21 protein-coding genes are annotated in these 23,601 nt (G+C 71.1%); 5 read left to right on the top strand and 16 right to left on the bottom strand.

Annotated features, from left to right (window positions below):
- Positions 1-57 precede the first annotated feature (57 nt).
- The 9 genes from ACIBEI_RS26125 to ACIBEI_RS26085 form a co-directional block, all read right to left on the bottom strand.
- Positions 58-915, bottom strand: a complete 858-nt coding sequence (locus ACIBEI_RS26125; protein ID WP_398892661.1) for an HAD family hydrolase — start codon at positions 913-915, stop codon at positions 58-60.
- The gene (gene serS / locus ACIBEI_RS26120; RefSeq protein WP_398892660.1) at positions 912-2,189 is read right to left on the bottom strand and encodes a serine--tRNA ligase; all 1,278 of its coding nucleotides are present in this window, start codon (positions 2,187-2,189) and stop codon (positions 912-914) included. The genes ACIBEI_RS26125 and serS overlap by 4 nt, the downstream gene beginning before the upstream one ends.
- 735 nt (positions 2,190-2,924) lie before the next feature.
- Positions 2,925-3,857 (bottom strand): prephenate dehydratase, encoded by a 933-nt coding sequence (gene pheA, locus ACIBEI_RS26115; protein ID WP_398892659.1) that lies wholly within the window; start codon positions 3,855-3,857, stop codon positions 2,925-2,927.
- A gap of 124 nt (positions 3,858-3,981) precedes the next feature.
- Entirely contained in the window at positions 3,982-5,385 is a 1,404-nt protein-coding gene (gene efeB / locus ACIBEI_RS26110; protein WP_398892658.1) for an iron uptake transporter deferrochelatase/peroxidase subunit, read from the bottom strand.
- 8 nt (positions 5,386-5,393) lie between these two features.
- Entirely contained in the window at positions 5,394-7,400 is a 2,007-nt protein-coding gene (locus ACIBEI_RS26105) for a copper resistance CopC/CopD family protein (protein WP_398892657.1), read from the bottom strand.
- A gap of 14 nt (positions 7,401-7,414) precedes the next feature.
- A complete protein-coding gene (locus tag ACIBEI_RS26100) occupies positions 7,415-7,909 on the bottom strand; it encodes a copper chaperone PCu(A)C (RefSeq protein WP_398892706.1) in 495 nt (164 codons plus the stop codon).
- Between the two features lie 68 nt (positions 7,910-7,977).
- Positions 7,978-8,649 carry an SCO family protein gene (locus tag ACIBEI_RS26095; protein WP_189841584.1) on the bottom strand — a complete coding sequence of 224 codons (672 nt, stop codon included), beginning with the start codon at positions 8,647-8,649 and terminating at the stop codon, positions 7,978-7,980.
- A 126-nt stretch (positions 8,650-8,775) separates the two neighbouring features.
- Positions 8,776-9,522: a YcnI family protein gene (locus ACIBEI_RS26090; RefSeq protein WP_398892656.1), complete on the bottom strand. Its 747-nt coding sequence runs from the start codon at positions 9,520-9,522 to the stop codon at positions 8,776-8,778.
- 131 nt (positions 9,523-9,653) lie between these two features.
- Positions 9,654-10,484, bottom strand: coding sequence for a hypothetical protein (locus ACIBEI_RS26085; protein ID WP_398892655.1), 831 nt, complete (start codon positions 10,482-10,484; stop codon positions 9,654-9,656).
- Positions 10,485-10,708: 224 nt separating this feature from the next.
- Between ACIBEI_RS26085 and ACIBEI_RS26080 the strand changes: the two genes are divergently transcribed.
- From ACIBEI_RS26080 to ACIBEI_RS26070, 3 genes are all read left to right on the top strand, one after another.
- Positions 10,709-11,164 (top strand): ATP-binding protein, encoded by a 456-nt coding sequence (locus ACIBEI_RS26080; protein WP_398892654.1) that lies wholly within the window; start codon positions 10,709-10,711, stop codon positions 11,162-11,164.
- A 209-nt stretch (positions 11,165-11,373) separates the two neighbouring features.
- Complete coding sequence (locus ACIBEI_RS26075) at positions 11,374-11,547, top strand: hypothetical protein (protein WP_398892653.1); 174 nt, start codon at positions 11,374-11,376, stop codon at positions 11,545-11,547.
- 33 nt (positions 11,548-11,580) lie between these two features.
- Entirely contained in the window at positions 11,581-12,420 is an 840-nt protein-coding gene (locus ACIBEI_RS26070) for a triphosphoribosyl-dephospho-CoA synthase (protein WP_398892652.1), read from the top strand.
- On the opposite strand, the gene ACIBEI_RS26065 is transcribed toward ACIBEI_RS26070, so the two are convergent.
- From ACIBEI_RS26065 to ACIBEI_RS26050, 4 genes are all read right to left on the bottom strand, one after another.
- Positions 12,395-13,684, bottom strand: a complete 1,290-nt coding sequence (locus ACIBEI_RS26065; protein ID WP_398892651.1) for an MFS transporter — start codon at positions 13,682-13,684, stop codon at positions 12,395-12,397. The two genes, ACIBEI_RS26070 and ACIBEI_RS26065, sit on opposite strands and share 26 nt — an antisense overlap.
- 155 nt (positions 13,685-13,839) lie before the next feature.
- On the bottom strand, positions 13,840-15,207 hold the full coding sequence (locus tag ACIBEI_RS26060; RefSeq protein ID WP_398892650.1) for a PLP-dependent aminotransferase family protein: 1,368 nt from the start codon (positions 15,205-15,207) through the stop codon (positions 13,840-13,842).
- A 220-nt stretch (positions 15,208-15,427) separates the two neighbouring features.
- Positions 15,428-16,915 (bottom strand): aminopeptidase P family protein, encoded by a 1,488-nt coding sequence (locus ACIBEI_RS26055; protein WP_398892649.1) that lies wholly within the window; start codon positions 16,913-16,915, stop codon positions 15,428-15,430.
- A gap of 111 nt (positions 16,916-17,026) precedes the next feature.
- Positions 17,027-18,538: a PP2C family protein-serine/threonine phosphatase gene (locus tag ACIBEI_RS26050; protein ID WP_398892648.1), complete on the bottom strand. Its 1,512-nt coding sequence runs from the start codon at positions 18,536-18,538 to the stop codon at positions 17,027-17,029.
- Positions 18,539-19,010: 472 nt separating this feature from the next.
- On the opposite strand from ACIBEI_RS26050, the gene ACIBEI_RS26045 reads away from it, so the two are divergent.
- Entirely contained in the window at positions 19,011-19,676 is a 666-nt protein-coding gene (locus ACIBEI_RS26045; protein WP_383935984.1) for a bifunctional DNA primase/polymerase, read from the top strand.
- A 136-nt stretch (positions 19,677-19,812) separates the two neighbouring features.
- Positions 19,813-20,382, top strand: coding sequence for a hypothetical protein (locus ACIBEI_RS26040; protein ID WP_398892647.1), 570 nt, complete (start codon positions 19,813-19,815; stop codon positions 20,380-20,382).
- 243 nt (positions 20,383-20,625) lie between these two features.
- On the opposite strand, the gene ACIBEI_RS26035 is transcribed toward ACIBEI_RS26040, so the two are convergent.
- The 3 genes from ACIBEI_RS26035 to ACIBEI_RS26025 all read right to left on the bottom strand — a co-directional run bounded on the left by ACIBEI_RS26035 (position 20,626) and on the right by ACIBEI_RS26025 (position 23,527).
- Complete coding sequence (locus tag ACIBEI_RS26035; protein WP_398892646.1) at positions 20,626-21,591, bottom strand: DUF5926 family protein; 966 nt, start codon at positions 21,589-21,591, stop codon at positions 20,626-20,628.
- 372 nt (positions 21,592-21,963) lie between these two features.
- Positions 21,964-22,593, bottom strand: coding sequence for an ATP-binding protein (locus ACIBEI_RS26030; protein ID WP_398892645.1), 630 nt, complete (start codon positions 22,591-22,593; stop codon positions 21,964-21,966).
- A gap of 121 nt (positions 22,594-22,714) precedes the next feature.
- A complete protein-coding gene (locus ACIBEI_RS26025; RefSeq protein ID WP_398892644.1) occupies positions 22,715-23,527 on the bottom strand; it encodes a glycerophosphodiester phosphodiesterase in 813 nt (270 codons plus the stop codon).
- Between the last annotated feature and the right edge of the window lie 74 nt (positions 23,528-23,601).

Raw genomic sequence — 23,601 nt, 5'->3', positions numbered from 1 at the left:
CGGCAGTGCCGGGAGCGGTCCGACAGCGCCGTGGCGGCGGTGGCGGTGGCGGTGGTGTCAGCCGAGCAATCTCTCCAGCACCACCGCGATGCCGTCCTCCTCGTTCGAGGACGTCAGCTCGTCCGCCACGGCCTTGAGTTCCTCATGGGCGTTGGCCATTGCCACGCCGTGGGCCGACCACGCGAACATCGGGATGTCGTTCGGCATGTCGCCGAAGGCGATCGTGTCGGCGGCCTTCACGCCCAGGCGGCGGGCCGCCAGGGAGAGGCCCGTGGCCTTGGACAGGCCCAGGGGGAGGATCTCGACGATGCCCTCGCCCGCCATCACGACGCTCACCAGACCGCCGGCCGCCGCTCGTGCCGCGGCCGTCAGCTCGTCGTCGGTGAGCTCAGGATGCTGGATGTACATCTTGGTCAGGGGCGCGGCCCAGAGCTCCGCGGCATCGGTGAACGGGATGGCCTCCAGCTTGCCCAGCACCCGGTAGCCGGGGCCGATCAGCACATCCCCGTCGATGCCGTCGCGGCTCGCGGCGACTGCCAGCGGGCCGACCTCCGCCTCGATCTTGGCCAGCGCGAGGCCGGCCACCTGCCGGTCCAGGGTCACCGACGTGAGCAGGCGGTGCGCTCCGGCGTCGTACAGCTGCGCGCCCTGACCGCACACCGCGAGTCCCTCGTATCCGAGTTCGTCGAGGATGTGGCGCGTCCAGGGCACCGCGCGGCCGGTGACGACGAGGTGGGCGGCGCCCGCCACGGTGGCCGCGGCGAGTGCCTCACGCGTGCGCTCCGAGACCGTGTCGTCGGAGCGCAGCAACGTTCCGTCGAGATCGGTCGCGACGAGCTTGTAGGGGAACGCCCCGGTCTCCCCGGTCGACGCTGTCGAGCCGGTCGAGGCCGTCGACCCAGTGGTGCCGGTCACTTGGAGATCGGCTCCAGCACCTCACGGCCGCCCAGATACGGACGCAGCACTTCGGGCACCCGTACGGAACCGTCGGCCAGCTGGTGGTTCTCCAGGATCGCCACGATCGTGCGCGGGACGGCGCACAACGTGCCGTTCAGCGTCGCGAGCGGCTGCACCTTCTTGCCGTCGCGCATGCGCACCGACAGCCGGCGTGCCTGGAAGCCGTCGCAGTTCGAGGCCGACGTCAGCTCGCGGTACTTGCCCTGGGTCGGGATCCACGCCTCGCAGTCGAACTTGCGCGAGGCGGACGAGCCCAGGTCGGCCGACGCCACGTCGATGACCTGGAAGGGCAGCTCAAGCCCGGTCAGCCACTGCTTCTCCCACTCCAGGAGCCGCTGGTGCTCGTTCTCGGCGTCCTCGGGGTTGACGTACGAGAACATCTCGACCTTGTCGAACTGGTGCACGCGGAAGATGCCCCGCGTGTCCTTGCCGTACGTGCCGGCCTCGCGGCGGAAGCACGGCGAGAAGCCCGCGTAGCGCAGAGGCAGCTTGTCGGCGTCCAGGATCTCGTCCATGTGGTACGCGGCGAGGGGGACCTCGGAGGTGCCGACCAGGTAGTAGTCGTCCTTCTCCAGGTGGTACACGTTCTCCGCGGCCTGGCCGAGGAAGCCGGTGCCCTCCATGGCGCGCGGGCGGACCAGCGCGGGGGTCAGCATCGGGATGAAGCCGGCCTCGGTGGCCTGTGCGATCGCCGCGTTGACGAGGGCGAGCTCGAGCAGCGCGCCGACACCCGTCAGGTAGTAGAAGCGCGAGCCGGACACCTTGGCGCCGCGCTCGACGTCGATGGCCCCCAGCGCCTCGCCGAGCTCCAGGTGATCCTTGGGCTCGAAGCCCTCGGCGCCGAAGTCGCGGATGGTTCCGTGTGTCTCCAGGACGACGAAGTCCTCCTCGCCGCCGACCGGGACGTCGGGGTGCACGAGGTTGCCGAGCTGGAGGAGGAGGCGCTTGGTCTCCTCGTCGGCCTCGTGCTGCTCGGCGTCGGCCGCCTTGACGTCGGCGGCGAGCCGGCCCGTCTTCTTGAGCAGGTCGGCCTTCTCGTCGGCGGAGGCCTTGGAGATGAGCTTGCCGATGCTCTTCTGCTCGGAACGCAGCTCGTCGAAGCGGACGCCGGACGACCTGCGCCGCTCGTCGGCGGAGAGGAGGGCGTCGACAAGGGCGACGTCCTCTCCACGGGCGCGCTGGGAGGCGCGAACACGGTCGGGGTCCTCACGAAGCAGGCGAAGGTCAATCACCCCACAAGGCTACCGGTGCGGGGTTCCGACTCACGACCCGGTATTCCGTTCTGCCCCTTCTGTGATGTTTTTAGGGAATTTGCGAGGCGCTTCAATAGGCGTCAATGAAAGCGGGTCGATCCCTGGAACGAGGCAGGTGGGATTCGGTCGGTTGACTCGATTCCCTTGTGGGGAACGGGACTTGAGAGCCGGGTTGTCCACAGAAATCCACACCCCGGAAAAGTTATCCACAGGCTGTGCGAAAGATCTGTGGACATCGGAAGTGATCGTTCCTAAAGCTGTGCGCAGGGCCAAGAATTCCCGGGTCAAACCCTCCCTACACGCACTTTCGAGTGGAAATGGTTCGCTCTATGGGATTGGTCAACAGAAACGGGTGGACGAAGGGTGACCGATGGGGCTGTGGACGGACTTGTGGGCTGTAGGCCGATTTGTCGACTGAGTCGCGCTTCGTTGTCGACTTGTCCCCAGGTCGAGAAGCGCGCCTGTGGATAACTTCTGTGGACAGAGACAATCTGCAGGTAGGACTGGCCGAAACGGCCCGGCGGAGCCGTCGGCTCCGCCCGGGAAACCGTCCGGAGGACGGCCAGTGGCTGCAGGGTTGCCAACGGGTGTCCGCTCGCGGCCGTGAGAGAAGCTCGCTCAGCGAACTCCGCCCAGCAAGGCCTGCTCGGCAAAGCCCGTTCAGCAAGCCGAGCAGAGCAAGCCCCGCCCAGTAACCCGCTGGGCACAGCCCGCCTAGAACCGGCCGTCCTGGCAGCGCGCCAGCCAGTCCGAGGCCGCCGCGAACTCGCTCTCCGACGTACCGGCCCGCGGCGCGCGTACGTCCTTGGGGTCGACGTCGGCCTGCGGATAGGAACCGAGGAACCGCACCTGGGGACAGATTCGCTTGAGGCCCATCAGCGCCTCGCCGACGCGGCGGTCCGCGATGTGCCCCTCGGCGTCGATGGCGAAGCAGTAGTTGCCGATGCCCTCACCGGTGGGCCGGGACTGCAGCAGCATCAGGTTGACCCCGCGGACGGCGAACTCCTGGAGGAGTTCGAGCAGGGCACCCGGGTGGTCGTCGCGCTGCCAGATGACCACGGAGGTCTTGTCCGCGCCGGTCGGCGCCACGGGCCGCGCCGGCTTGCCCACCAGGACGAACCGCGTCTGCGCGTTCTCCGCGTCGTGGATCCCGGTCTCCAGGGCCTCCAGGCCGTACCGCTCCGCCGCGAACTCGCCCGCGAAGGCCGCGTCGTAGCGCCCCTCCTGCACCAGGCGGGCGCCGTCCGCGTTGGAGGCCGCCGACTCCCAGATGACGTCCGGGAGGTTGTTCTTCATCCAGTTGCGGACCTGCGGCTGCGCGGCCGGGTGCGCGCTGACCGTCTTGATCTCCGAGAGCTTCGTGCCCGGGCGGACCAGCAGCGCGAAGGTGATCGAGAGAAGGACCTCGCGGTAGATCATCAGTGGCTCGCCGACGGCCAGTTCGTCGACCGTGGTGGTGATGCCGCCCTCGACGGAGTTCTCGATCGGTACGAACGCGGCCTCGGCCTCGCCGGCCCGGACCGCGTCGAGCGCGGCGGGCACGGACACCATCGGGATGAGCTGCCGGGTGGCCGACTCCGGAAGAGTCCGCAGGGCGACTTCGGTGAAGGTGCCCTCGGGGCCGAGATACGCGTAGCTGGCTGGCATGGCCTCACCCTAATGGGCCTTGCGCGGCCGGGCTCCCGCTTCCGGCCCCAGCCGTTTCAGCCGTCCGGGCTGCCTCAGTCGCCTCAACCGCCTCAGCCGTCTCACTCGCCGAAGCGAGCGGACCTCACCCCTCCAGCAACTTCTGCCCCACGTACTCCCCCTCCGCCGCCCCGCCCGGCACCGCGAACAGGCCGCTCGACTCGTGCCGGATGTACGTGGACAGCGCGTCACCGCGGTCGAGCTTGCGCTGCACCGGTACGAAGCCGCGCAGCGGGTCGGCCTGCCAGCAGACGAAGAGCAGCCCCGCGTCCGGGACGCCCTCGGCGTCGATGCCGTCGTGGAAGGAGAACGGCCTGCGGAGCATCGCGGCGCCGCCGTTCTCGTCGGGCCGGGTGATACGGGAATGGGCGTTGATCGGGACGACGAGCCCGCCGTCGGCGTCGGTCTTCTCCAGGTCCATCTCGGTCGTCTCGGTCCCACCGGAGAGCGGTGCCCCGGTGGCCTTCCGCCGCCCGATCACGTCCTCCTGCGCCTTGACCGAGAGCTGCTCCCAGTCGTCGAGGAGCATGCGGATACGGCGTACGACGGCGTACGAGCCGCCTGCCATCCACGACGGGTCGCCCGCGTCGGGCACGAAGATCCGCCGGTCGAAGTCGGACTCCGACGGCTTGGGATTGCGCGTGCCGTCGATCTGACCCATCAGGTTGCGGGCCGTCATGGGCTGGGAGGTGGCTCCCGGCGTGCGGTTGAAGCCGTTCATCTGCCAGCGCACCTTCGCCGCCTGCCCCGCGTCCTTCTGGATCGCGCGCAGGGCATGGAAGGCGACGAGGGAGTCGTTCGAGCCGATCTGCACCCACAGGTCGCCGTTGCTGCGCGCCTTGTCCAGGTGGTCCGAGGAGAAGTCGGGCAGCGGGTCGAGGGCGATCGGCCGCTGCTTCTCCAGCCCCGTACGGGCGAAGAAGCTGTGGCCGAAGCCGAAGGTGACCGTGAGGGACGAGGGTCCGGCGTCGCGCGCCACGTCCGTGTCGGCGCTCGCGGACGCCTCGCCCGCCATCAGCCGCTGGGCCGTCGTCGACCAGCGCCGCAGCAGGGCGACCGCCTCCTTGCGGCCCGCGCCCGCCGAGAGATCGAAGGCGACGAGGTGGCCACGGGCTTGCAGAGGGGTCGTGATGCCGGGCTGATGTTTCCCGTGAAACATCACCTCGTCCGCGCCGAGCGAACTGAGGAGCGCGGTCCGGTCGGCGGAGGGCGCGGCGGCGTATCCGGCGGCCCCGCCCGCGGCGCCGAGCGCGAGGCCGGTGGCACCGGCGGTACCGAGCAGGCGGCGCCGCGAAATGACGCCCTTGGAGGGGGGCTTTTGGAAAACGGCCTCCCCAGGAGGGGCATTTTCGGAAGAGGCCCCCTTGGCAGCGGCCCCCTTGAGCGCGGCCTTCGGGGCAGTGGCCTTCTGGGAGACGCCTTCCTGACCGGGGGCCCCTTCAGCGGGGGCACCCGGGGAGGACGTCTCCGGAGTGGACTGTTCAGCCATGGTGTCGTTCAGCCGATCTGCGCGTTCTTGTCCACGGTCACCTGGTCGATGTCGGAGGTCCGCACCGTCACCGCGATCGCCCAGTTGCCCGCCATCGGGATCTGCACCCCGGTCGCCGTCCAGTGTCCGGTGGCGATCCGGTCGGGGACCACGGGCAGCGGTCCGATGTCCTTCGCCTTGAGGGTGAAGGAGACCTTGACCTCGGGGATGTCGAAGGCCTTGCCGTTCGGCCGCTGTACGTAGACGTGCATGTCGTTGCCGCCGACGCGGGCCGGGTCGATCTCGACGCGTGCGAGGCCCTTGCCGTCCTTGCCGCCGGTGTCGAACGGGATGTCCACGGCCAGCGCCCCGGTGGCCTCCTGCGAGCTCGCGGCGGTGGCGGCCTCGGCCTCCTCCACCGTGCGCCCGGGTTCGGTGGATGTCAGCACCGTGGTGACGGCCAGCAGGACCACCGCGACGCCCGCCTCGGCGAGCACCGAGCGGCGCAGGCCCGAGCGGAGCGGATCGGCGTCCCGCACGCGCTTCTCGCGCGCGGTGGCCACCGCGGCCCGCTGCCGGGCCAGTTGGGTGGCCCGCTTGCCGTCGCCGCCACCCGCGGGCGTGACGGCCGGCTCCTTCTCGTCCCCGGTCTCGCTGTCCTCGTCCTCCGACTTCTCCGAGGTCGCCGCGGAGGTCTTCACCGATGCCTTCGCCGATGCCTTTGCCGAGGCTTTGGCAGAGGCTTTGGCAGAGGTCTTCGCGGTGGCCTTCACCTGCGTGGCCGCCGAGGTCTTCACGGCCTTCGCGGCCGACGCCTGCGACAGCTGCGCCGTCCAGCGCCGCGATATCCACGCGATGCCGACCAGGACGACCACCAGGCCGATCTTGACGAGCAGCAGCTGCCCGTACGACGTCCCCGTGAACGCGGACCAGGAGCCGAGCTGTCGCCACGACTGGTAGATGCCCGTCGCGGCCAGCACGGCCACGCTGCCGAACGCGATGCGGGAGAAGCGGCGTACGGCGGCCGGCTCGATGGACGGCGCGCGGTAGAGCGCCACCAGCAGCGTCGACAGGCCGCCGAGCCAGACGGCGACGGCGAGCAGGTGCAGCACGTCGACGGGCATCGAGATCCCGGTCTGGATACCGGTCGAGGCGTGCTCGGCCATGGCCCAGGTCGCGGCCAGACCCGCTGCCACGACGAACCCGCCGATGGCGAGCCCGAAGGTCAGATCGCCCTTCTCCTCGTCGTCCTCGCGCTTTTCGTACGCTCCGAAGAGCACGGCGATGAACAGGGCGGCCGCGGCGAGCAGCAGCAGGCGCGAGACCAGTGCCGCGCCCGTCTTGGTCTGCAGCACATCGCTGAGCAGGCCCAGGTCGAAGATGTCCCCGGCCTTCCCGGAGCCGGTGTACGAGCCGCGCAGCAGCAGCATGGCGAGCGTGGCCCCGGTCAGCGCGAGCCACCCGGAGACCACGAGCCGCTGCACCGACCGCTCCCCGGTGCCCCGCTGCCAGCAGGCCAGCACGAAGGCCGCGCCGCCGACGAGCAGGATGAAGCCCGCGTACGAGAGATAGCGCGCGAAGCCGTAGAGCCCGCCCACCACTCCGCCGCCTGCCTCCTGGTCGGACACGGAGACGGAGGTCGTCGAGGGTGCCCCGATGGAGAAGGTGAAGGCGCCGGAGACGGGGTGGCTGTCCGCCGACACCACCTGGTAGGTGACGGTGAACGTGCCGTCCGGCAGGCCCGAGTGCAGCTTCACGGAGTACGTGTTGGCGCCCTGCTTGCTGGTCTTCCCGGTGTCGACGCGCTTGCCCTTGGGGTCGAGCACGCGCACCGAGCCGTCGGACATCGCGACACCCTCGGAGAAGGTGAGCGACACCTGGGCCGGCGCCTCCTTGACCACCGATCCCTGCTGGGGGTCGCTCGCCGTCAGGGCGGCGTGCGCGGAGACGGGCGCGGACCCGGCGAGGAGCGCGCCGGTGACGGCGAGCAGCAGCAACAGCAGCGTCCGGACGCGGGGAGCGATGGTCTGGCTCACGGTTGGTCCCTCCCTCAGTGGTGAGACGTCGAGGACGACTGCGTGGACGAGTTGGAGGACGACCGCATGGACGACTTGGTGGTCGTCGTCGGCCGGTAGGTGGGGGACTTCACCGGCATCTCGACCTTCATCGGCCCGGACTTGGTGAAGTGCAGCTCCAGGGACACCTTGTCGCCCTCCTTCGGCTTGCGCTTCAGCTTCTCGAACATGAGGTGGTTGCCGCCGCTCTCCAGGACGAGCTTGCCGTGACCGGGGACGTCGAGGTTCTTGACCTCGGTCATCGACTGCCCGGACGTCGCGTGGAGGGTGACCTCGCCGGCGATGTCGCTGGTGACCGAGGACAGCTTGTCGTCGGCTCCGCCTGCGTTGGCGACGACCAGGAAACCGGCCGCCATGGAGTCCGAGACCGGCTGCGGCATGTAGATCGAGCCCACGGACAGTTCGGGTTCCGAGGAGTCGGAGTCCGAGTCGCCGCAGCCCGCCAGGGCCAGGGCGGCGGCCACGAGCAGGGCAGCCGCCGAGGCTCCCGTGGACGTGGACCCCCTCCAGGACCCCCTCCTGGCCGCCGTACGACGCGTCACGGCTTCTCGCCCTTGATCAGCTTGGGGAGGTCCTTGGTGTAGTCGTCGACGGTGGCGTCCTCGCCGTACAGCACGTAACCGCCGTCGGTCTTCGGGGAGAAGGCGATGACCTGGGTGCCGTGCATCGAGACGACCTTGCCGGTCTTGTCCTTCTTCGGCGCCTCGATGGAGATGCCGAGCGTCCGGGCACCCCCCTGGATCGTGGCGAAGGAGCCGGTCAGGCCGACGACGTCCGGGTCGATGCCCTTGAGCCACTTGCCGAGTGCGGCGGAGGTGTCCCGCTCCGGGTCGGTGGTGACGAACACGATGCGGAGCGAGTCCTTCTCGGCCTGCGTCACCTGCTTGTTCTGGGCCAGCTGCTTCTCGGCGACGGCGATGTTGTTCATCGTCAGCGGGCAGACGTCGGGGCAGTTGGTGTAGCCGAAGTAGATCAGCGTCGGCTTGCCCTTGGTCTCCTTGCGGAGGTCGTACTGCTTGCCGTGAGTGTCGGTGAGGACGAGGTCGGGCTTCTCGAACGGCTTGTCGAGGACCGTCGCGGCCTTGTCCGAGCCCGCCTCCTCGGAGACCTCGGCGACCGCGTTGTCGGCGTCGTCACCGCTGCCGCAGGCGGAAAGGGTCAGGGCGGCCGCGGCGAACAGCGCGGCAGCGGCGTACGTCTTCTTGCGCATAGTGCATTCTCCGGGGGGACGCCTCACCCGATCGCCGCTGTGCGGCGGGCCGGACCCCCGGCCGGAAACGGATTCGGCCGGGGATCCCGATGGGGCGTCCCTGGGTTTCGGTGGGTGGGACCTGGCTTACGCGGTGGTACGCCGACGACCGGCGAGCACGCCGAACGCCACGCCCGCCGCGCCGACGACGATGCCCACGACGCCCAGTACACGGGCCGTGGTGTCGCTGCTGTCGGAGGAGGCGGCCTCGGTGGTCGAGGTGTTGGCGGCGGCCTTCGCGTCGTCGGCCTCCGCGGAGTCGTCGGAGGCGGCGGACGCGGAACCGTGGTGGTCGCCCTCGGCGGCGGACAGGGCGAGCACCGGAGCAGGCGTCTCGGGCTCCTCCGCACCCTTCGTCGGGGTCTCGATCCAGCGCACGACCTCCTTGTTGGAGTACGTCTGGATCGCCTTGAACACCAGCTCGTCGGTGTCCTCGGGCAGCGCGCCGATGGAGAGCGGGAACTTCTGGAAGTAGCCGGGCTGGATGCCCTTGCCGTCGGCGGTCCAGGTGACCTTGGTGACGGCCTCGTTGATCTTCTCGCCGTGCAGTTCGAGCGGCTTGGCGAGCTTGGACTTGGTGACCTTGACGGTCCAGCCGTCGACGGCCTGCGGCATCACCGAGGCGAGCGGGTGGTCGGCCGGGAAGTTCACTTCGAGCTTGGTGGTCGAGGCCTTGTCGCGCTCGTTCGGCACCTTGAAGTTGACGGTCGCGTAGCCACCCTTGGCGGCGGTGCCCTCGGGCTGCACGCTGACGTGCGCGAACGCGGGGCCGGACAGGACGAGGACGGCGGAGGCGGCGACGGCGCCGGTCGCGGCGATACGGGAAGCCTTCATGGCAGGGACACTCCACTTTCAGCACTGGTTCGGTGGCAGAACGGGGTTGCGCGTGCGAAAGAGCGGGCACGCGCGCGTGCCGCACGACGGCACCCCGGGAGTAGTGATACGTCCAGAAATGGTGCGTCGCGTCAGGCGGCGAGGGTGAGAACCCCGTGGGCCGGCGGACCGCGCCGGACGACCGAGTGCTGAAGAGCGGTCGCCGGCACGGCCGGTGGCACGTACTCCGTGGCCCGCGGTACGCGAGGCGCCTCGGGGGACGTGCCTGGGAGACCCGCCAGTAGGGCGCGTACGAGCGCCAGGGCCCCGCGCAGGGAGACGAGCGCCCCTTCGGCCACTCCGTGCGCCGAGAGGCGCAGGAGGCGCCGCAGCGCGATGTCCCCGCGGCGCAGCAGCCATCCGGTGGCGGCGGCCGCGAGAACGTGGCCGAGGAACATGGACAGCGACGGCAGCGCCGACATCGGGGTCCCGGCGGCGGCCGACGCCATGGCGCCCGCCTGTTCGTGGGCCACGTGAGCCGTGCCCGTGCCGCCCGCTCCGCCCGTACCGACCGTGTCCAGCCTGGCGTCGGCGAGGATCCGCTGCGCCTGGGCGGGGCTGAGCGTCGCGACGGACGCGCCGCACACGAGCCGGGCGGCCCGGGCCACGAGCGAGGCGTCCACACCCGTGGCCGCCGTCGCCGCCGTGCCGTGCTGGCCGAGCCCGAAGAGCGTGTGAAGTGCGGTCTGGCCGACCGCGAGCAGGACGGCGATGCCCGGCAGGGAGCGCTCGCGCCCGGCGAGCGGCGCCGCCACGGCGAAGACGGCGAGGAATCCGGCTCCCAGCGACCACAGGGGAACCGTGGCGCAGGAGACGATCGCATGACCGGCCGCGGCCAGCACGACACAGACCGCGGTGAACACCGCGGCCCTCAGGACCCGGAGATCACCTCCGGTGCGCGCGCGCTGGTGGGGGGCAGTCATGGCGGGCTCATCATCGCACTGGGCTCACCCGCGCCACACGGCAGGTCCACAAGGTGACGTACGTTCCGGAAGGTCACGTTCTGACACCGGTAGTACGCACATACACCGGCGGATGGCGTCGGCACATCCCCCGAATGGGCGGCATCACGTCGACGGCACGCTTACACCCGGCCCTGTGCGGCAATACGTATCGGTATGTCGAGCCGCGGCCAGGAGGCTGGAGCATGAGCATCTGGTGGTCCCTCCATCTCCGGCGTGAAGCGGCGAGCGTGCCGCTCGCCCGGCGCCTGCTGCTCGGCACGATGGAGTCGGCAGGGGTGGATCCCGACATCTCCTACGACCTCTCCGTCGCGCTGAGCGAGGCCTGCGCCAACGCCGTCGAGCACGGGGGTGAGTCCGTCCACGGGGAGTCCGGCGAGGCCTACCGGGTCACGGCCTATCTGGACGGCGAGACGTGCCGCATCGAAGTGGCCGACTCCGGACCAGGGTTCCCGTCGGGACGGGGACGCGCCCCGGTCCGCCCCGCCCACAGCGACGCGGAGAACGGCCGGGGTCTCTGTCTGATCCAGGAACTCGCCGACCACGTCCACATCGGCAACAAGCCCGGCCGGGGCGGCGCGGTGGTCAGCTTCGACAAGATGCTCAAGTGGCGCGAGGACGCACCGCTGGTGGTGACGTAAAGGGCCTTCTGACGGCTCTCCTGACTCGTCTCCTGGTGGGTCTCCTGGGGAGGACGGTTTCCTGATCGCCCTCTCGGAGGGGGCGTTTTCACGGAGAGTGCCTCCTAGGAGGGGCGCTTTCCCGCCGACTTCGGCCTCCCCGGCATTTCTCAGGGTCCTCACAGCCGACCCCCATGTCCCTGACGGACGGCGTCCCTAGCTTTTCCGGCATGACGGGAACACACAAAGACACGACCATCACCCGGCGCCGCGCGATCGCGGTCACCGGGGGCACGGTCGCGGGCAGCGGCGGTGGCGGTGGTACGCCCCCGAGCGGCGCGCCCGGCGATGCCCCCAGCGGCGCCCCGAGCGCCTCGGCGTCCTCCACCGACACTTCCTCGTAAGCGTTTACGTCGATGAGAGGCCGTGAAGTCCCGATGAGCAGCCGTGCGGACGAGACGCTGGCCCACGCCGCCGTGACCGCCCTGACCGGGCACCTGGCGCTGGCCCCCAAACCCGGACTGCCCGACCCGCGTGACCTCGCCGCCCGCACGACCGGCGAGGACCACTGCTCCCTGCGCTGGTCGGCCAAGGCACTGGCCCCGGGCCTCGCGGCCATGGCGGCGGCCGCCCGCCGCACAGGAGCGGCGACACCGGAACTGAGGGCGGAGCTCGGCGCGATAGGGCGCTCCACCGAGCACTCGGTGGCCCTGGCGGGCGGCGGCCACCGCGGAGCCCTGTGGGTGCTCGGCCTGCTGGTCGCCGCGGCAGCCCTGGAACCCCGCGCCACCGGGCGCGACCTGGCCGCGACCGCCAAGCGGATCGCGGCGCACCCCGACCGGCGGGCGCCGCGCCGCGCCTCCCGCGGCTCGTCGGTCTCCGCCCAGTACGGCGCGGCCGGAGCGAGGGGCGAGGCCAGGGCCGGATTCCCGCACGTACGGCGGGCGTTGGACGCACTGGCCACGGCCCGCTCGGCCGGCGTCCCCGAGCCGTACGCCCGGCTCGACGCCCTGGTGACCGTGATGTCGACGCTCCAGGACACGGAGTTGCTCTACACGGTGGGCCCGCACGGCCTGCGGCACGTCCAGGCGGGCGCCCGCGGGGTCCTGGCCGCGGGCAGTACGTCCACCGAGGCGGGCCGCGCCGCGCTGGCCGCCTTCGACGACGACCTCCACACGCGCGCGTGGAGCCCCCGCGGAAGCAGCGGGCTGCTCGCGGGGGCCCTGTTCGTGGACTCGCTGCCGGTGACGGTCAGTTCACCGGTACTGGCCGCCTGACCATCGGTGCGGCGGCGGGCCGGCTGTCCGTCGCCCACCGCACGGCAGGACCCATCGCGTACGAGGCCGCCAGCATCAGGCCCCCCAGGAGCAGCCATCCGGGCGTCCCCCATCCCACGAGCAGTGACGTCAGCACCAGCGGCCCCGCGGTCCGCGCCACCGTCACGCCCGTACCGAAGAAGCCCTGGTACTCGCCCACCCGGTCGGCGGGGGCGAGGTCGAACGACAGCTGCCAGGAACCCGCCGACTGCTGCATCTCGGCGACGACCTGGAGCACCGCGCCCACCGTCAGCACGCCCACCGCCACCCACGGGGAGACCCCCGCCGACAGCGCGAACACCGCGCACGACGCCAGCATCACGAGCCCCGAACGCCGCACCGCGCGCGTGGCCGACACCGGCCCCCGCACCCCGCGTGCCATCCGAACCTGGAAGAGCATCACCGCACCGGTGTTGAGCACGAACAGCGCGGACACCAGCCAGGTCGGCGCCTCGGTCCGCTCGGAGATCCACAGCGGGATGCCCAGGCTCAGCAGCGGCATCCGCAGCAACAGCACGGTGTTGAGGAGCGTCACCAGGGCGTACGGGCGGTCGCGCAGCACTCCGAGGGCGTCGCCGCGTCCCTTTTCGTCGGCCACGCGCGCGTGCACCGGCTTCACGACGGGCAGCCGCAGCAGCACAGCCGCGCACAGCAGGAAGCTCACCGAGTCCAGCGCGAACACCCCGAGGTAGGCCTCCCGCGTGCCCAGGTGCAGCGCGAGTCCGCCGAGCCCCGCGCCCACCGCGAGACCGGCGTTGAGCGTCGACTGGAGGTGCGCGAGCAGCCCTGTCCGCTCCTCCCGGGACACCAGCCCGGCCAGCAGCGCCTGCCGGGCCGCGGCGAGTCCCGACTGAGCGGAGGCGTACACGCACGCCGCGAGCACGAACGGCACGAAGCCGCGTACGACGAGGAAGGACGCCACCGCGACGCTCGTCGCGAGCGCCAGCAGCACCGCGGTGCCGCGCGGCCCACGCCGGTCGGCGAGCCGTCCCAGGGGTACGCCCACCAGCGAACCGACCGCCCACGCGACAGTGAGTCCGAGCCCCACGCGCGCGGGGGCGAGCCCGACGACGTGGGTGAAGTAGAGGGCGGACGTGACGTAGTAGGCGCCGTCCCCGACGGAGTTGCTCAACTGGGCCAGGGCCAGAACGCGCTGCGGACCCGCGGGCGGGATCACGCGGCTCGTCTTCGCGGGGGCTCCGGCGGGTGCGACTCGGTTCGTCATGACTATGACGCTACGGGCGGAATGGAACCCTCAACAGGTCCAATATTCACGCACTTTCTTGGCCCAATTTGCGCTCAAGCACCGGCTAAGCCTCAGCTCAAGGTCCCGGCTCAAGGTCCCGGCTAAGGACCCGGCTAAGGACCCGGACCGGCCCCTCAGGCCCCCTCCAGCACCCGCCCCAGCACCTCCAACGCCTCCGGGTAGACCCGCTCCCGAGGCGTCCCGTACCCGACCACGAGCCCCTGCGGCCGTCCGTCGCCCGCCGTGTGCCAGTGCTCGCCGAGGTGCCCCACCGCGAGCCCCTCCTCGGCGGCCCGCGCGAGCACCGCGGCCTCGTCGCTCACGTCGATCAGCGCGTGCAGCCCCGCCGCGATGCCCCGTACCCCGCGCCGCGTCCCCACCCGGTCCAGCAGCTGGTCCCGTCGCCGCCGGTACCGCAGGCGGCACGCGCGTACGTGCCGGTCGTAGGCGTGGCTGTTGATCATTTCGGCGAGGGCCAACTGGCCGATCGACTCCGTGTGGTGGTCGGTGTGCAGCTTGGCGTCGGCGATCGCGTCCACCAGGTGCGGCGGCAGGACCATCCAGCCGAGCCGCAGCGCGGGCCCGAGGGTCTTGGACGCCGTCCCCAGGTAGACGACATGGCCGGGTGCCATCCCCTGGAGGGCGCCCACGGGCTGCCGGTCGTAGCGGAACTCCCCGTCGTAGTCGTCCTCGACGATCAGCCCTCCACGCGCGCGTGCCCAGTCGGTGAGCGCACGCCGCCGCTCCGGGTGCAGGGTCACCCCGGTCGGGTACTGGTGCGCGGGCGTGAGGACGACGGCCGCCGCGTCGTCCAACCCCCGTACCGAAGCGCCCCGTTCATCGACCTCCACAGGGGCCACGGTTCCGCCGTTGTGCCGTACCACGTCCCGGTGGAAGGGGAGGCCGGGGTCCTCCATGGCGATCACGCCTGCGTCCAGCACCTGGGTGAGGAGCGCGAGCCCCTGCACGTACCCAGAGGTGACGACGATCCGCTCGGGCGGTGCGATCACCCCGCGCGCCCGCCCCAGGTAGCCCGACAGCGCCGTCCGCAGCTCGATCCTGCCCCGCGGGTCCCCGTAGTCGTAGGCGAGGGAGGGCGCGCTCGCGATGGCCCGGCGCAGCGCGCGCAGCCAGGCCGCCGCCGGGAACGTACCGACGTCGGGGCTGCCGGGCCGCAGATCGAATCGGGGTGCACGCGCGCGCGTGGTCGCCTCCGGCGCGTCCGCGGCCGGGGAGGGCAGCGGGGCGACCTGCGTGCCGGACCCCTGGCGCGCGGTCAGATAGCCCTCGGCGATCAGCTGGTCGTACGCCGACTTGGCCGTCCCGCGTGAGATCCCGAGTTCGGCCGCGAGCCGCCGGGTCGCGGGCAACCGTGTCCCGGGCGCCAGCCTCCCGTCCCGTACGGCGTCGCGCAGCGCCCGTTCGAGCCCGGCCCGGCGCCCGTCGGCGGCGTCGGGTTCGAGGTGCAGATCGACACCGACGCCGGACCAGAACGCGTCCACGGGCAAGTCCCCCCTCAGTGAAACGCGTCCCTTCTTTCAGGGGCGCGGGGTCGTGACATGGTGCGGCTGCCCCGCCGGAGCGCGACCAGCCACCGACCGTGCGCAGCCACCGACCGCGCGCAGACGTATGGCCGGGCACCACACTGGTACCCGGCCATCCATGTCATGTCAGCCCATGAGACAAGATCAGCCCATGAGCAATGTCAGCTCTTGAGCAATGTCAGTTCTTGAGAGACGCCATCCACGCCTCGACCTCGTCCGACCGGCGAGGCAGCCCGGCGGACAGGTTCCGGTTCCCGTCCTCCGTGACGAGGATGTCGTCCTCGATGCGGACGCCGATGCCCCGGTACTCCTCGGGCACGGTCAGGTCGTCGGCCTGGAAGTAGAGGCCCGGCTCGACGGTCAGGCACATGCCCGGCTCCAGCGTGCCGTCCACGTACGTCTCCGTCCGCGCGGCAGCGCAGTCGTGGACGTCCATGCCGAGCATGTGACCGGTGCCGTGCAGCGTCCAGCGACGCTGCAGCCCCAGCTCCAGAACGCGCTCCACGGGGCCCTCGACGAGCCCCCACTCGACCAGCTTCTGAGCCAGCACGCGCTGCGAGGCGTCGTGGAAGTCGCGGTACTTGCCGCCCGGCTGCACGGCCGCGATACCGGCCTCCTGGGCCTCGTACACGGCGTCGTAGATCTTCTTCTGGATCTCGCTGTACGTGCCGTTGACCGGCAGCGTGCGCGTGACATCGGCGGTGTAGAGCGTGTGGGTCTCCACGCCCGCGTCGAGCAGGAGCAGGTCGCCGGAGCGCACGGGTCCGTCGTTGCGCACCCAGTGCAGCGTGCACGCGTGCGGCCCGGCGGCGCAGATGGAGCCGTACCCGACGTCGTTGCCCTCGACCCGCGCGCGCAGGAAGAACGTGCCCTCGATGTAGCGCTCGGACGTGGCCTCCGCCTTGTCGAGGACCTTCACCACGTCCTCGAAACCGCGGACCGTCGAGTCGACGGCCTTCTGCAGCTCGCCGGCCTCGAACTCGTCCTTGACCAGCCGCGCCTCGGAGAGGAAGACGCGCAGCTCCTCGTCGCGCTCGGCGGTCACCTTGTCGGTGAGAGCCGCCTCGACGCCGGCGTCGTAGCCACGCACGACCCGCACCGGGCCGGTCGCCTCGCGCAGCGCGTCGGCGAGTTCACGGACATCGGAGGCCGGAATGCCGTGCAGCTGCTCGGCCTCGGTCAGGGAGTGGCGGCGGCCGACCCACAGCTCGCCCTGGCCGGAGAGCCAGAACTCGCCGTTCTCGCGGTCGGAGCGCGGCAGCAGGTAGATCGTGGCCTTGTGGCCGCCCGACGTCGGCTCCATGACCAGGACGCCGTCCTCGGTCAGGTTGCCGGTCAGGTACGCGTACTCGACCGAGGCACGGAAGGGGTACTCCGTGTCGTTCGAGCGGGTCTTCAGGTTGCCCGCCGGGATCACCAGGCGCTCGCCCGGGAAGCGCGCGGAGAGCGCGGCGCGGCGGGCGGCGGTGTACGCGGCCTGCGGGATCGGCTCCAGGCCGTGCAGTTCGGTGTCGGCCCAGCCGGACTTCATGCTCTCGGCAAGCTCGTCGGACACGCCCGGGTACAGGCCGTTCTTGCGCGGCTTGATCGGCTCTTCTTCGTCCGCCTGGTCGGCGTCATCGTCAAGCACAGCTTCCGGGGTCTCCGGGTTGAGCGCCTCCGACACGGTCTGCCTCCTCGATACGACTCTGGACGCCCTCCATCGTACGGTCGTACGGAAGGACGCCCAGGGCCGGAAGACCTGTTCACGAGGGGCTCGCCCGAAGGGGCGGGACGCTCACTCGAAGCGGGCCGCCAGGAGCACCACGTCCTCGTCGCTGTCGGCGACGTCGAGGCCGTCCGGCAGCACACTCCGTAGGACGTGATCGGCGACCGCGCCCGGGTCCGTGCGCAACGCCCTGGGCACGGACGCGGCCGCCGCGTGCAGCCGGGAGAAGGCACGGTCCATGGGGTCGCCGGTGCGGTGCAGCAGCCCGTCCGTGTAGAGCAGAACCGTCTCTCCGGCCTCGGCCTGGAACTCCACGCTCGGCGCCTCCCAGCAGGCGAGCATGCCCAGGGGCGCCGACAGGGACGTCTCCACGTACTCCGTACGCCGCTCGCCGATCACCAGCGGCGGGCTGTGCCCCGCCCCGGCGAGCGTGATCTTGCGCAGCGCGGGCTCGCAGTACGCGAACAGGGCGGTGGCGGAACGGGCGGGCTCGGTGAGCCGCAGCAGCAGTTCGAGGTCCGACAGGACGGCGACCGGGTCCTCGCCCTCCATCACCGCGTACGCCCTCAGGGAGGCCCTCAGCCGGCCCATCGCGGCGACCGCGCTGGGCCCCGACCCGGTGACGGACCCGACCGCGAGGCCGAGCGCGGCGTCGGGCAGCGGCAGTGCGTCGTACCAGTCGCCGCCGCCGCGCGGCCCCGTGCGGTGCCGGGCGGCGAGCTGGACGCCGGAGACCCGGGGCAGCCGCGAGGGGAGCAGCTCCTCGGAGATGGTCGCCATGCACGCGCGCGTGCGGTCCAGTTCCACCAGCCGGGCCAGGTGTTCGGCCGCGTAGCGCGCGTACAGGCCCACCAGGTGCCGCTGGCGCTCGACGGGTTCGGCCGGCTCGTCGTACAGCCACACGGCGGCGCCCAGTCGGCCCGAATCCTCCGTGGACAGCGGGAGCGCGTAGCTCGCGGCGTAGCCGAGGCGGGCGGCGACCTCGCGGTGGCGCGGGTCGAGGCCGTCCTCGGAGAGGAGGTCGGGCTGGGCGATCTCGCTCTCGCCCCCCGGGAGCCCGTCGAGGATCTTGCCGTACGACATGGCGCTGCGCGGGACGGTCTCGATGTGGCCGAGATCGGCGCGGGCGAGACCCAGGCCGATGGTGGTGTCGGGGCCGAGTCCGTCGCCCGGTTCCAGGACCACGAGGCCGCGCCGGGCGCCCACGAGGGCGGCTCCGGCGCGCAGCAACTCCTGGAGCGCGTCCGGCAGTGCGGCGGTGCGCGCCAGGCGCTCGGTCAGTTCGTGCAGAGTGGTGAGATCGGAGACCCAACCTGCGAGTCTGTCCTGAAGAACGGCCCCGGGAGCGTGTGGAGAAGTGGCCGAAGAGGTATCCGGGGCGGCAGGCGCGGGCGCGACAGTGTGTGTGGGCGATGGAACCGTTGAATCGATTCCGGCCACTTTCGGGAGGTGAGGGGCGTTCATGGCGTCCGGCTTTCCGACCGGTGCGTATTGCTCGATAGCATCGCAAACCCCCATGTCATTCTGCGCCGCTAGCAGTGTCTCCACATGTACACGCACTCGTGAGGGGATGTCCAGCATTGTCCTGCCGGGATTCCTGGTGTCCGTGGGACCGTTGCGGAATTGCAAAGTTGGCTTAAAACTGACTCGAGTCTCGGCGTATTGAGGTCGACTGGCCTTGTTCGACGGAGCGTCACAGCGGTCGTGATGGGTACGTACTCGGTGAAGGCCAGGGGTGGTTGGGATCGTCCCGGAACCTGGCGACGGACCCGGGCGTCTTAACCACCGACGACCGTGCCCCATCCTCCCGTGGCGGAGGCGGCGAGAAATACGCGCGACGGCAAACGCCAGGCGCCGCCACCCCACGCCATGCCCGTGCTTTTGCCAGACGCAGTATGGACGCGGACGCAGCCCAATGCTCGGCCCATAGGGGTTCCCCTTGTCTCGGACGGGGGTGTGATGCGCCAGCAGGTACGCACAGTGAAGTGATCGACACATGGTGTGATGTGGTCCTCGGTGTTGCCAGGCGTGCAACGGAAAGGAACGAGCGCTCATGCGCGAGATCCTCGGAAAGCGACGCAGGCTCCTGTCCAAGCGAAACGGCGGACAGCCTGAGATGCTCGGCGCGGCCCTGACCTTCGCGACCGCATGGCAGTGGCCCGTACTCCCGGGAGTGGCGGCGGACCCGCAGGGGCGGGCCCGATGCGCGTGCCCCGACCCGGAATGCACAGTGCCCGGTGCCCATCCCTTCGACCCCGGCCTCCTCGCGGCAACCACCGACGAGCGGATGGTGCGCTGGTGGTGGACGAACCGGCCCGCGGCGCCGATCATCCTGGCCACCGGGGACAAGGCCCCCTGCGCGGTGAGCCTGCCGGCGCTCGCCGCGTCCCGCGCGCTCCTCGCGCTCGACCACATGGGGATGCGCCTCGGCCCCGTGATCGCGACCCCGACGCGCTGGGCGCTGCTCGTGAAGCCGTACTCCCTGGAGCAGCTCGGCGAACTGCTCTACGCCCAGGACCATGTCCCGGGCTCGCTGCGCTTCCACGGAGAGGGCGGCTATGTGGCGCTGCCCCCGTCCGAGACCGGCCAGGGCCGGCTCCGCTGGGAGCGGGCTCCGCTGCCCGGCTCGGCCGCCCCCTGGGTGCCCGATGTCGAGGCGGTCGTGGACGCCGTGGTGGAGGCCCTCACCCGTACGGGTGTGAGCGCCCCCGAGTTGTAGGGAAACCGGGCGCGCGGCGAGCCGCGCGCCCGCTCTCGCTCGTTATGTTCCTTTCATGCTGCGTCACTCCCGGGGACGACGAGCCCCAGGCCCTCGAAGAGTCCGCCCGATCGCGCTGGCGGGTGTGGTAGCGCTCATGGCCGCGCTGCCACTGGCCGTGGCCTCCGCGGGACCTGTGGGTGACGTGGACTCCGCGGCCACACGGACCTCCGACGACGGCTCACGCGCCTCCGACGACTCCGTACGCGCCTGGGGCGCGCGTGTCTACGACGACGCGCCTGCCGCCGGTCGCGCCGGCGCACAGGCGCCCGAGCCCCGTTCCGCGCCCTCCGAGAGCCCCCTGACGCTCGGCCTGGGCCTCGCCACCGCCGCCCGCTGCGGTCCCGAACTCGCCTCCCCCGACGGCATCGAGGCACAGACCTGTGTGCTGACCCAGGGGGAGGACACCTGGGCGCGTACGTACTACCGCAACGCGACCGGCGACGATCTCACGTCCGTACTGACCCTCATGGGACCCGCGGACCGCACCGTACGGATGCACTGCGCCGTGGGCGCGGACGACGAGCCGGGGGTGTGCGAGACACCGCGGGAGCGCACGGCGGGGGACGCCGGTGCGTACACGGCGGTAGCGGAGTTCGGGGAGGGGGCCGAGGGGCCGCTGTTGCTGCGCTCGGGGAGCAACTCGCCTGCGCAGAACGCGCGTTGAGGCTTCCTCCGACAGGGGGCCCGAATCCGGGAATGAAAAGACCCGGTTGCTGGCGACGGGGGATGCACCAGCAACCGGGCTAATGGAACGGTAACAAGAGATCGGCGGTTCGCAAATTCGATCTCGGCTATTCGGACACCGATTTCCCTGCCGCAACGGGGAGTTGTGACAGGAGTCACCCGGTCCACGACCCTGTCGGCCGACTGACCGGTCGGCCAGTCCCGCCTGAGCGTCGGCTGTGTCTCAGCTGAGCGTGACCTGCCGGTTGGTGAGACCGCCGCGCGCCCGGCGCTCGTCCGCGGTGAGCGGTGCGTCCGAGGCCAGCGCGCCGGCGAGCCGCTCGGCGAACTCGGCGGCCGGCTTCTCGACATCCTCAGCCGTGACGCCGGTCGGCAGGTCCCAGACCGGCACCGTGAGGCCGTGGGCACGGAAGGAGCCCACGAGACGGGTGCCGTCGCCGAGGCTCGACCGGCCCGCGGCGTGCAGCCGGGCGAGCGCGTCCAGAAGCAGCTCCTCCGGGTGCGGCATGACCCAGCGCAGGTGGTTCTTGTCGGGCGTCTCGCACCAGTACGCGGCGTCGACACCCGCGAGCTTCACGGTCGGGATGGCGGCGGCGTTGGCCCGCTCCAGGGAGGCCGTCACCTCCGTGGTCGCGTTCTGCGCGTCCGGAACCCAGAATTCGAACCCCGGGTGCACAACTGGCTCGAACGCGCCTTCGGGGTCGAGGAGGTCCTGCAGCCGCGGTCCGTCGGCCGGGGCGCGGCGGCCCTGGACCGGAGTGCCGGGCTCGGCGGTGAGCGCGCGCTGGAGGGTGTCGGCGAGGTCGCGGCTGATGTCACCGGACGCGGTGTCGTTCTGCAGGCCGATCAGGACCGAGCCGTCCTCGCGGCGCAGCGCGGGCCACGCCATCGGCAGCACCGTCGCGAGCGTGACCGACGGGACGCCCTCCGGGAGCGCCTCCTTCAGATGCAACTCGACGGTGGCCGCGGGCACCAGCTCGCGCAGCGCGACCCAGTCGGCCTCGCCTGCCAGGGCTTCGAAGGGGCGGTGCACCAGCTCGGTCACGGCATGCGCGGCGGCCCGTCCGTGGCAGGCCTTGTAACGGCGGCCGCTGTTGCACGGGCACGGCTCGCGTGCCCCGACGACCGGGATCTCTCCATCCGTCAGCTGAGGCTGCTTGGCCTTCGTCTGGGGTCGCTTCTTGGCCATCGTGGATGTCTCCCGGTTACGGCTCGACTCGTACGGGCGCGAGCCTAGCCGCTTGTACGGGGAGCCACGGGACCCTGTGGACAACGTGCCGAGTCGTCCCGGAAGCGGTGATTCGGTTCGTCCTTGAACAAGTGCTTCCGTCTGCTTCGGGTTGCTTCGGCCCAGGTCGTCCAGGGTTCGGGCCGACGGGCTTCGGTTCGTCGGGCTTCGGGTCGTCCTGGGGGTGAGCGGATTCTCGGCTCGGGCCACCCCCGCCCCGGGTCGCTGTCGGCTCGGGCTGCTGTCGGCTCGGGCTGTTGTCGGTTCAGGCGCCCCCGGCTCGGACCGCGATCCGTACAGGTCGTTCTCAGTCCAGCTCAGTCTCAGTCCAGCTCAGTCCAGGCTGTCGAAGGCGTTCCCGAAGTCGAGGTCGGGTATCGCGGACACCGACGGGGCCGTGACACGCGCGGCGAAGTCGTCCCGGCGGTGTCCGGCGTGCGCGTCCTTGTGCACGACCACCCACACCGTGACCTCGCCGTGGGCGTCGTCCCGGACGCCCCAGTCGTCGGCCAGCGCCGTGATGATGTTGAGCCCGCGGCCGCCGCGCGCGGTGACCGAGGGTGTGGCCGGAACCGGACGGGTCGGACCGCCGCCGTCCGTCACCTCGACGGTGAGCCTGCCGGTCGGTTCGACGCGCCACGCGGCCCGGACATCGCCGTCCCCCGCCAGTGCGTCACCCAACGGCCTGCCGTGTCGGCAGGCGTTGCTCAATAGTTCGGAAAGGATCAGTACGGCATCGTCGATGACCGTTTCCGCCACACCGCCGGTGCGCAGCTGAGCCCGCATCCGGTGTCTTGCTTCCCCCACGCCCGCAGGGCCATGGGGTACGGCCATGCTCGACGACGTGGGCACCTCCTGTGCCACCACCAACGCCACCCCCGAGACCTCCTTTGCCCCACGCCACGGTGTGAATGCCCCTCTGGACTGGACCGGAAACCGGCCAATGCACGTGCAGTGACGCACTCGTAACGCTCGAATACGGATCGAACGCGCCGGAGCACTCCCTGTAACCGCGTGGCCGGAATTCGACGGTGTGGCCGAGGCGTGGGGGGTGGCCGCGAGAGGGACCCCGCAGGGCCCCAGGTCAGCGGCCCAGCTGGCGCAGCACCGCGCGCGGGCGGTTGGTGATGATGGCGTCGACGCCCAGCTCCACGCAGAGATCGACATCCTCCGGCTCGTTCACCGTCCATACGTGAACGTGATGTCCGGCACGCTTCAGGCGCTCGATGTACGCCGGGTGATTGCGGACGATGCGCATCGAGGGGCCCGCGATCCGCACCCCCGCGGGCAGCCGTCCGTCGCGCAGCCGGGGCGAGACGAACTGCATGAGATAGACCGTCGGCAGCGTCGGGGACGCGGCGCGGACGCGGTGCAGCGAACGCGCCGAGAAACTCATGACGCGTACGGGCGACTCCGCGGCCGAGGGCGGGGCGTCCAGGCCGAAGCGTTTCAGCAGTACGAGCAGGCGCTCCTCGACCTGGCCCGCCCAGCGCGTGGGGTGCTTCGTCTCGATGGCGAGCTGTACGGGGCGGCCGGCGTCGGCGACGAGTTCGAGCAGCCGCTCCAGGGTGAGGACGGACTGCTGCTCCCAGGACGGGGGCCGCTGCTGTTCCCAGTCGGGCGCTTCGTCGCGGTTCTTCCAGGAGCCGAAGTCCAGGGTGGCCAGGTCGGCGAGTTCCAGGGCGGAGACGGCGCCGCGGCCGTTGGAGGTGCGGTTGACGCGGCGGTCGTGGACGCAGACGAGATGTCCGTCCGCGGTCAGCCGTACATCGCACTCCAGGGCGTCCGCCCCGTCCTCGATCGCCTTCTCGTACGCGGCCAGGGTGTGCTCCGGGGCCTCTTCGGAGGCCCCCCGGTGGGCGACGACCTGGTTCAGGTGCTGTCGTGCGTGGGTCACCGCGTCATGGTGCCATCGCGAGTGGGTAGGCGTGAGAGCGGTGACGCCGTGCATGCGGTGTTTTTGTCGGACCT

Origin of the sequence: Streptomyces sp. NPDC050988 (assembly GCF_044456225.1) — a bacterium.
In the GTDB taxonomy this organism is placed as follows: Bacteria; Actinomycetota; Actinomycetes; order Streptomycetales; family Streptomycetaceae; genus Streptomyces.
The sequence above is the reverse complement of the archived record's forward strand: the minus strand, read 5'-3'. Positions and strand labels throughout refer to the sequence as shown.

What these genes read in the sequence shown, in the direction of transcription:
- pheA (WP_398892659.1), bottom strand. Translation starts at nt 3,857, where the DNA reads ATGCCAGCCAGCTACGCGTATCTCGGCCCCGAGGGCACCTTCACCGAA.
- efeB (WP_398892658.1), bottom strand. Translation starts at nt 5,385, where the DNA reads ATGGCTGAACAGTCCACTCCGGAGACGTCCTCCCCGGGTGCCCCCGCT.
- ACIBEI_RS26095 (WP_189841584.1), bottom strand. Translation starts at nt 8,649, where the DNA reads ATGCGCAAGAAGACGTACGCCGCTGCCGCGCTGTTCGCCGCGGCCGCC.
- ACIBEI_RS26090 (WP_398892656.1), bottom strand. Translation starts at nt 9,522, where the DNA reads ATGAAGGCTTCCCGTATCGCCGCGACCGGCGCCGTCGCCGCCTCCGCC.
- ACIBEI_RS26085 (WP_398892655.1), bottom strand. Translation starts at nt 10,484, where the DNA reads ATGACTGCCCCCCACCAGCGCGCGCGCACCGGAGGTGATCTCCGGGTC.
- ACIBEI_RS26080 (WP_398892654.1), top strand. Translation starts at nt 10,709, where the DNA reads ATGAGCATCTGGTGGTCCCTCCATCTCCGGCGTGAAGCGGCGAGCGTG.
- ACIBEI_RS26075 (WP_398892653.1), top strand. Translation starts at nt 11,374, where the DNA reads ATGACGGGAACACACAAAGACACGACCATCACCCGGCGCCGCGCGATC.
- ACIBEI_RS26070 (WP_398892652.1), top strand. Translation starts at nt 11,581, where the DNA reads ATGAGCAGCCGTGCGGACGAGACGCTGGCCCACGCCGCCGTGACCGCC.
- ACIBEI_RS26065 (WP_398892651.1), bottom strand. Translation starts at nt 13,684, where the DNA reads ATGACGAACCGAGTCGCACCCGCCGGAGCCCCCGCGAAGACGAGCCGC.
- ACIBEI_RS26050 (WP_398892648.1), bottom strand. Translation starts at nt 18,538, where the DNA reads ATGCTGGACATCCCCTCACGAGTGCGTGTACATGTGGAGACACTGCTA.
- ACIBEI_RS26045 (WP_383935984.1), top strand. Translation starts at nt 19,011, where the DNA reads ATGCGCGAGATCCTCGGAAAGCGACGCAGGCTCCTGTCCAAGCGAAAC.
- ACIBEI_RS26040 (WP_398892647.1), top strand. Translation starts at nt 19,813, where the DNA reads ATGGCCGCGCTGCCACTGGCCGTGGCCTCCGCGGGACCTGTGGGTGAC.
- ACIBEI_RS26035 (WP_398892646.1), bottom strand. Translation starts at nt 21,591, where the DNA reads ATGGCCAAGAAGCGACCCCAGACGAAGGCCAAGCAGCCTCAGCTGACG.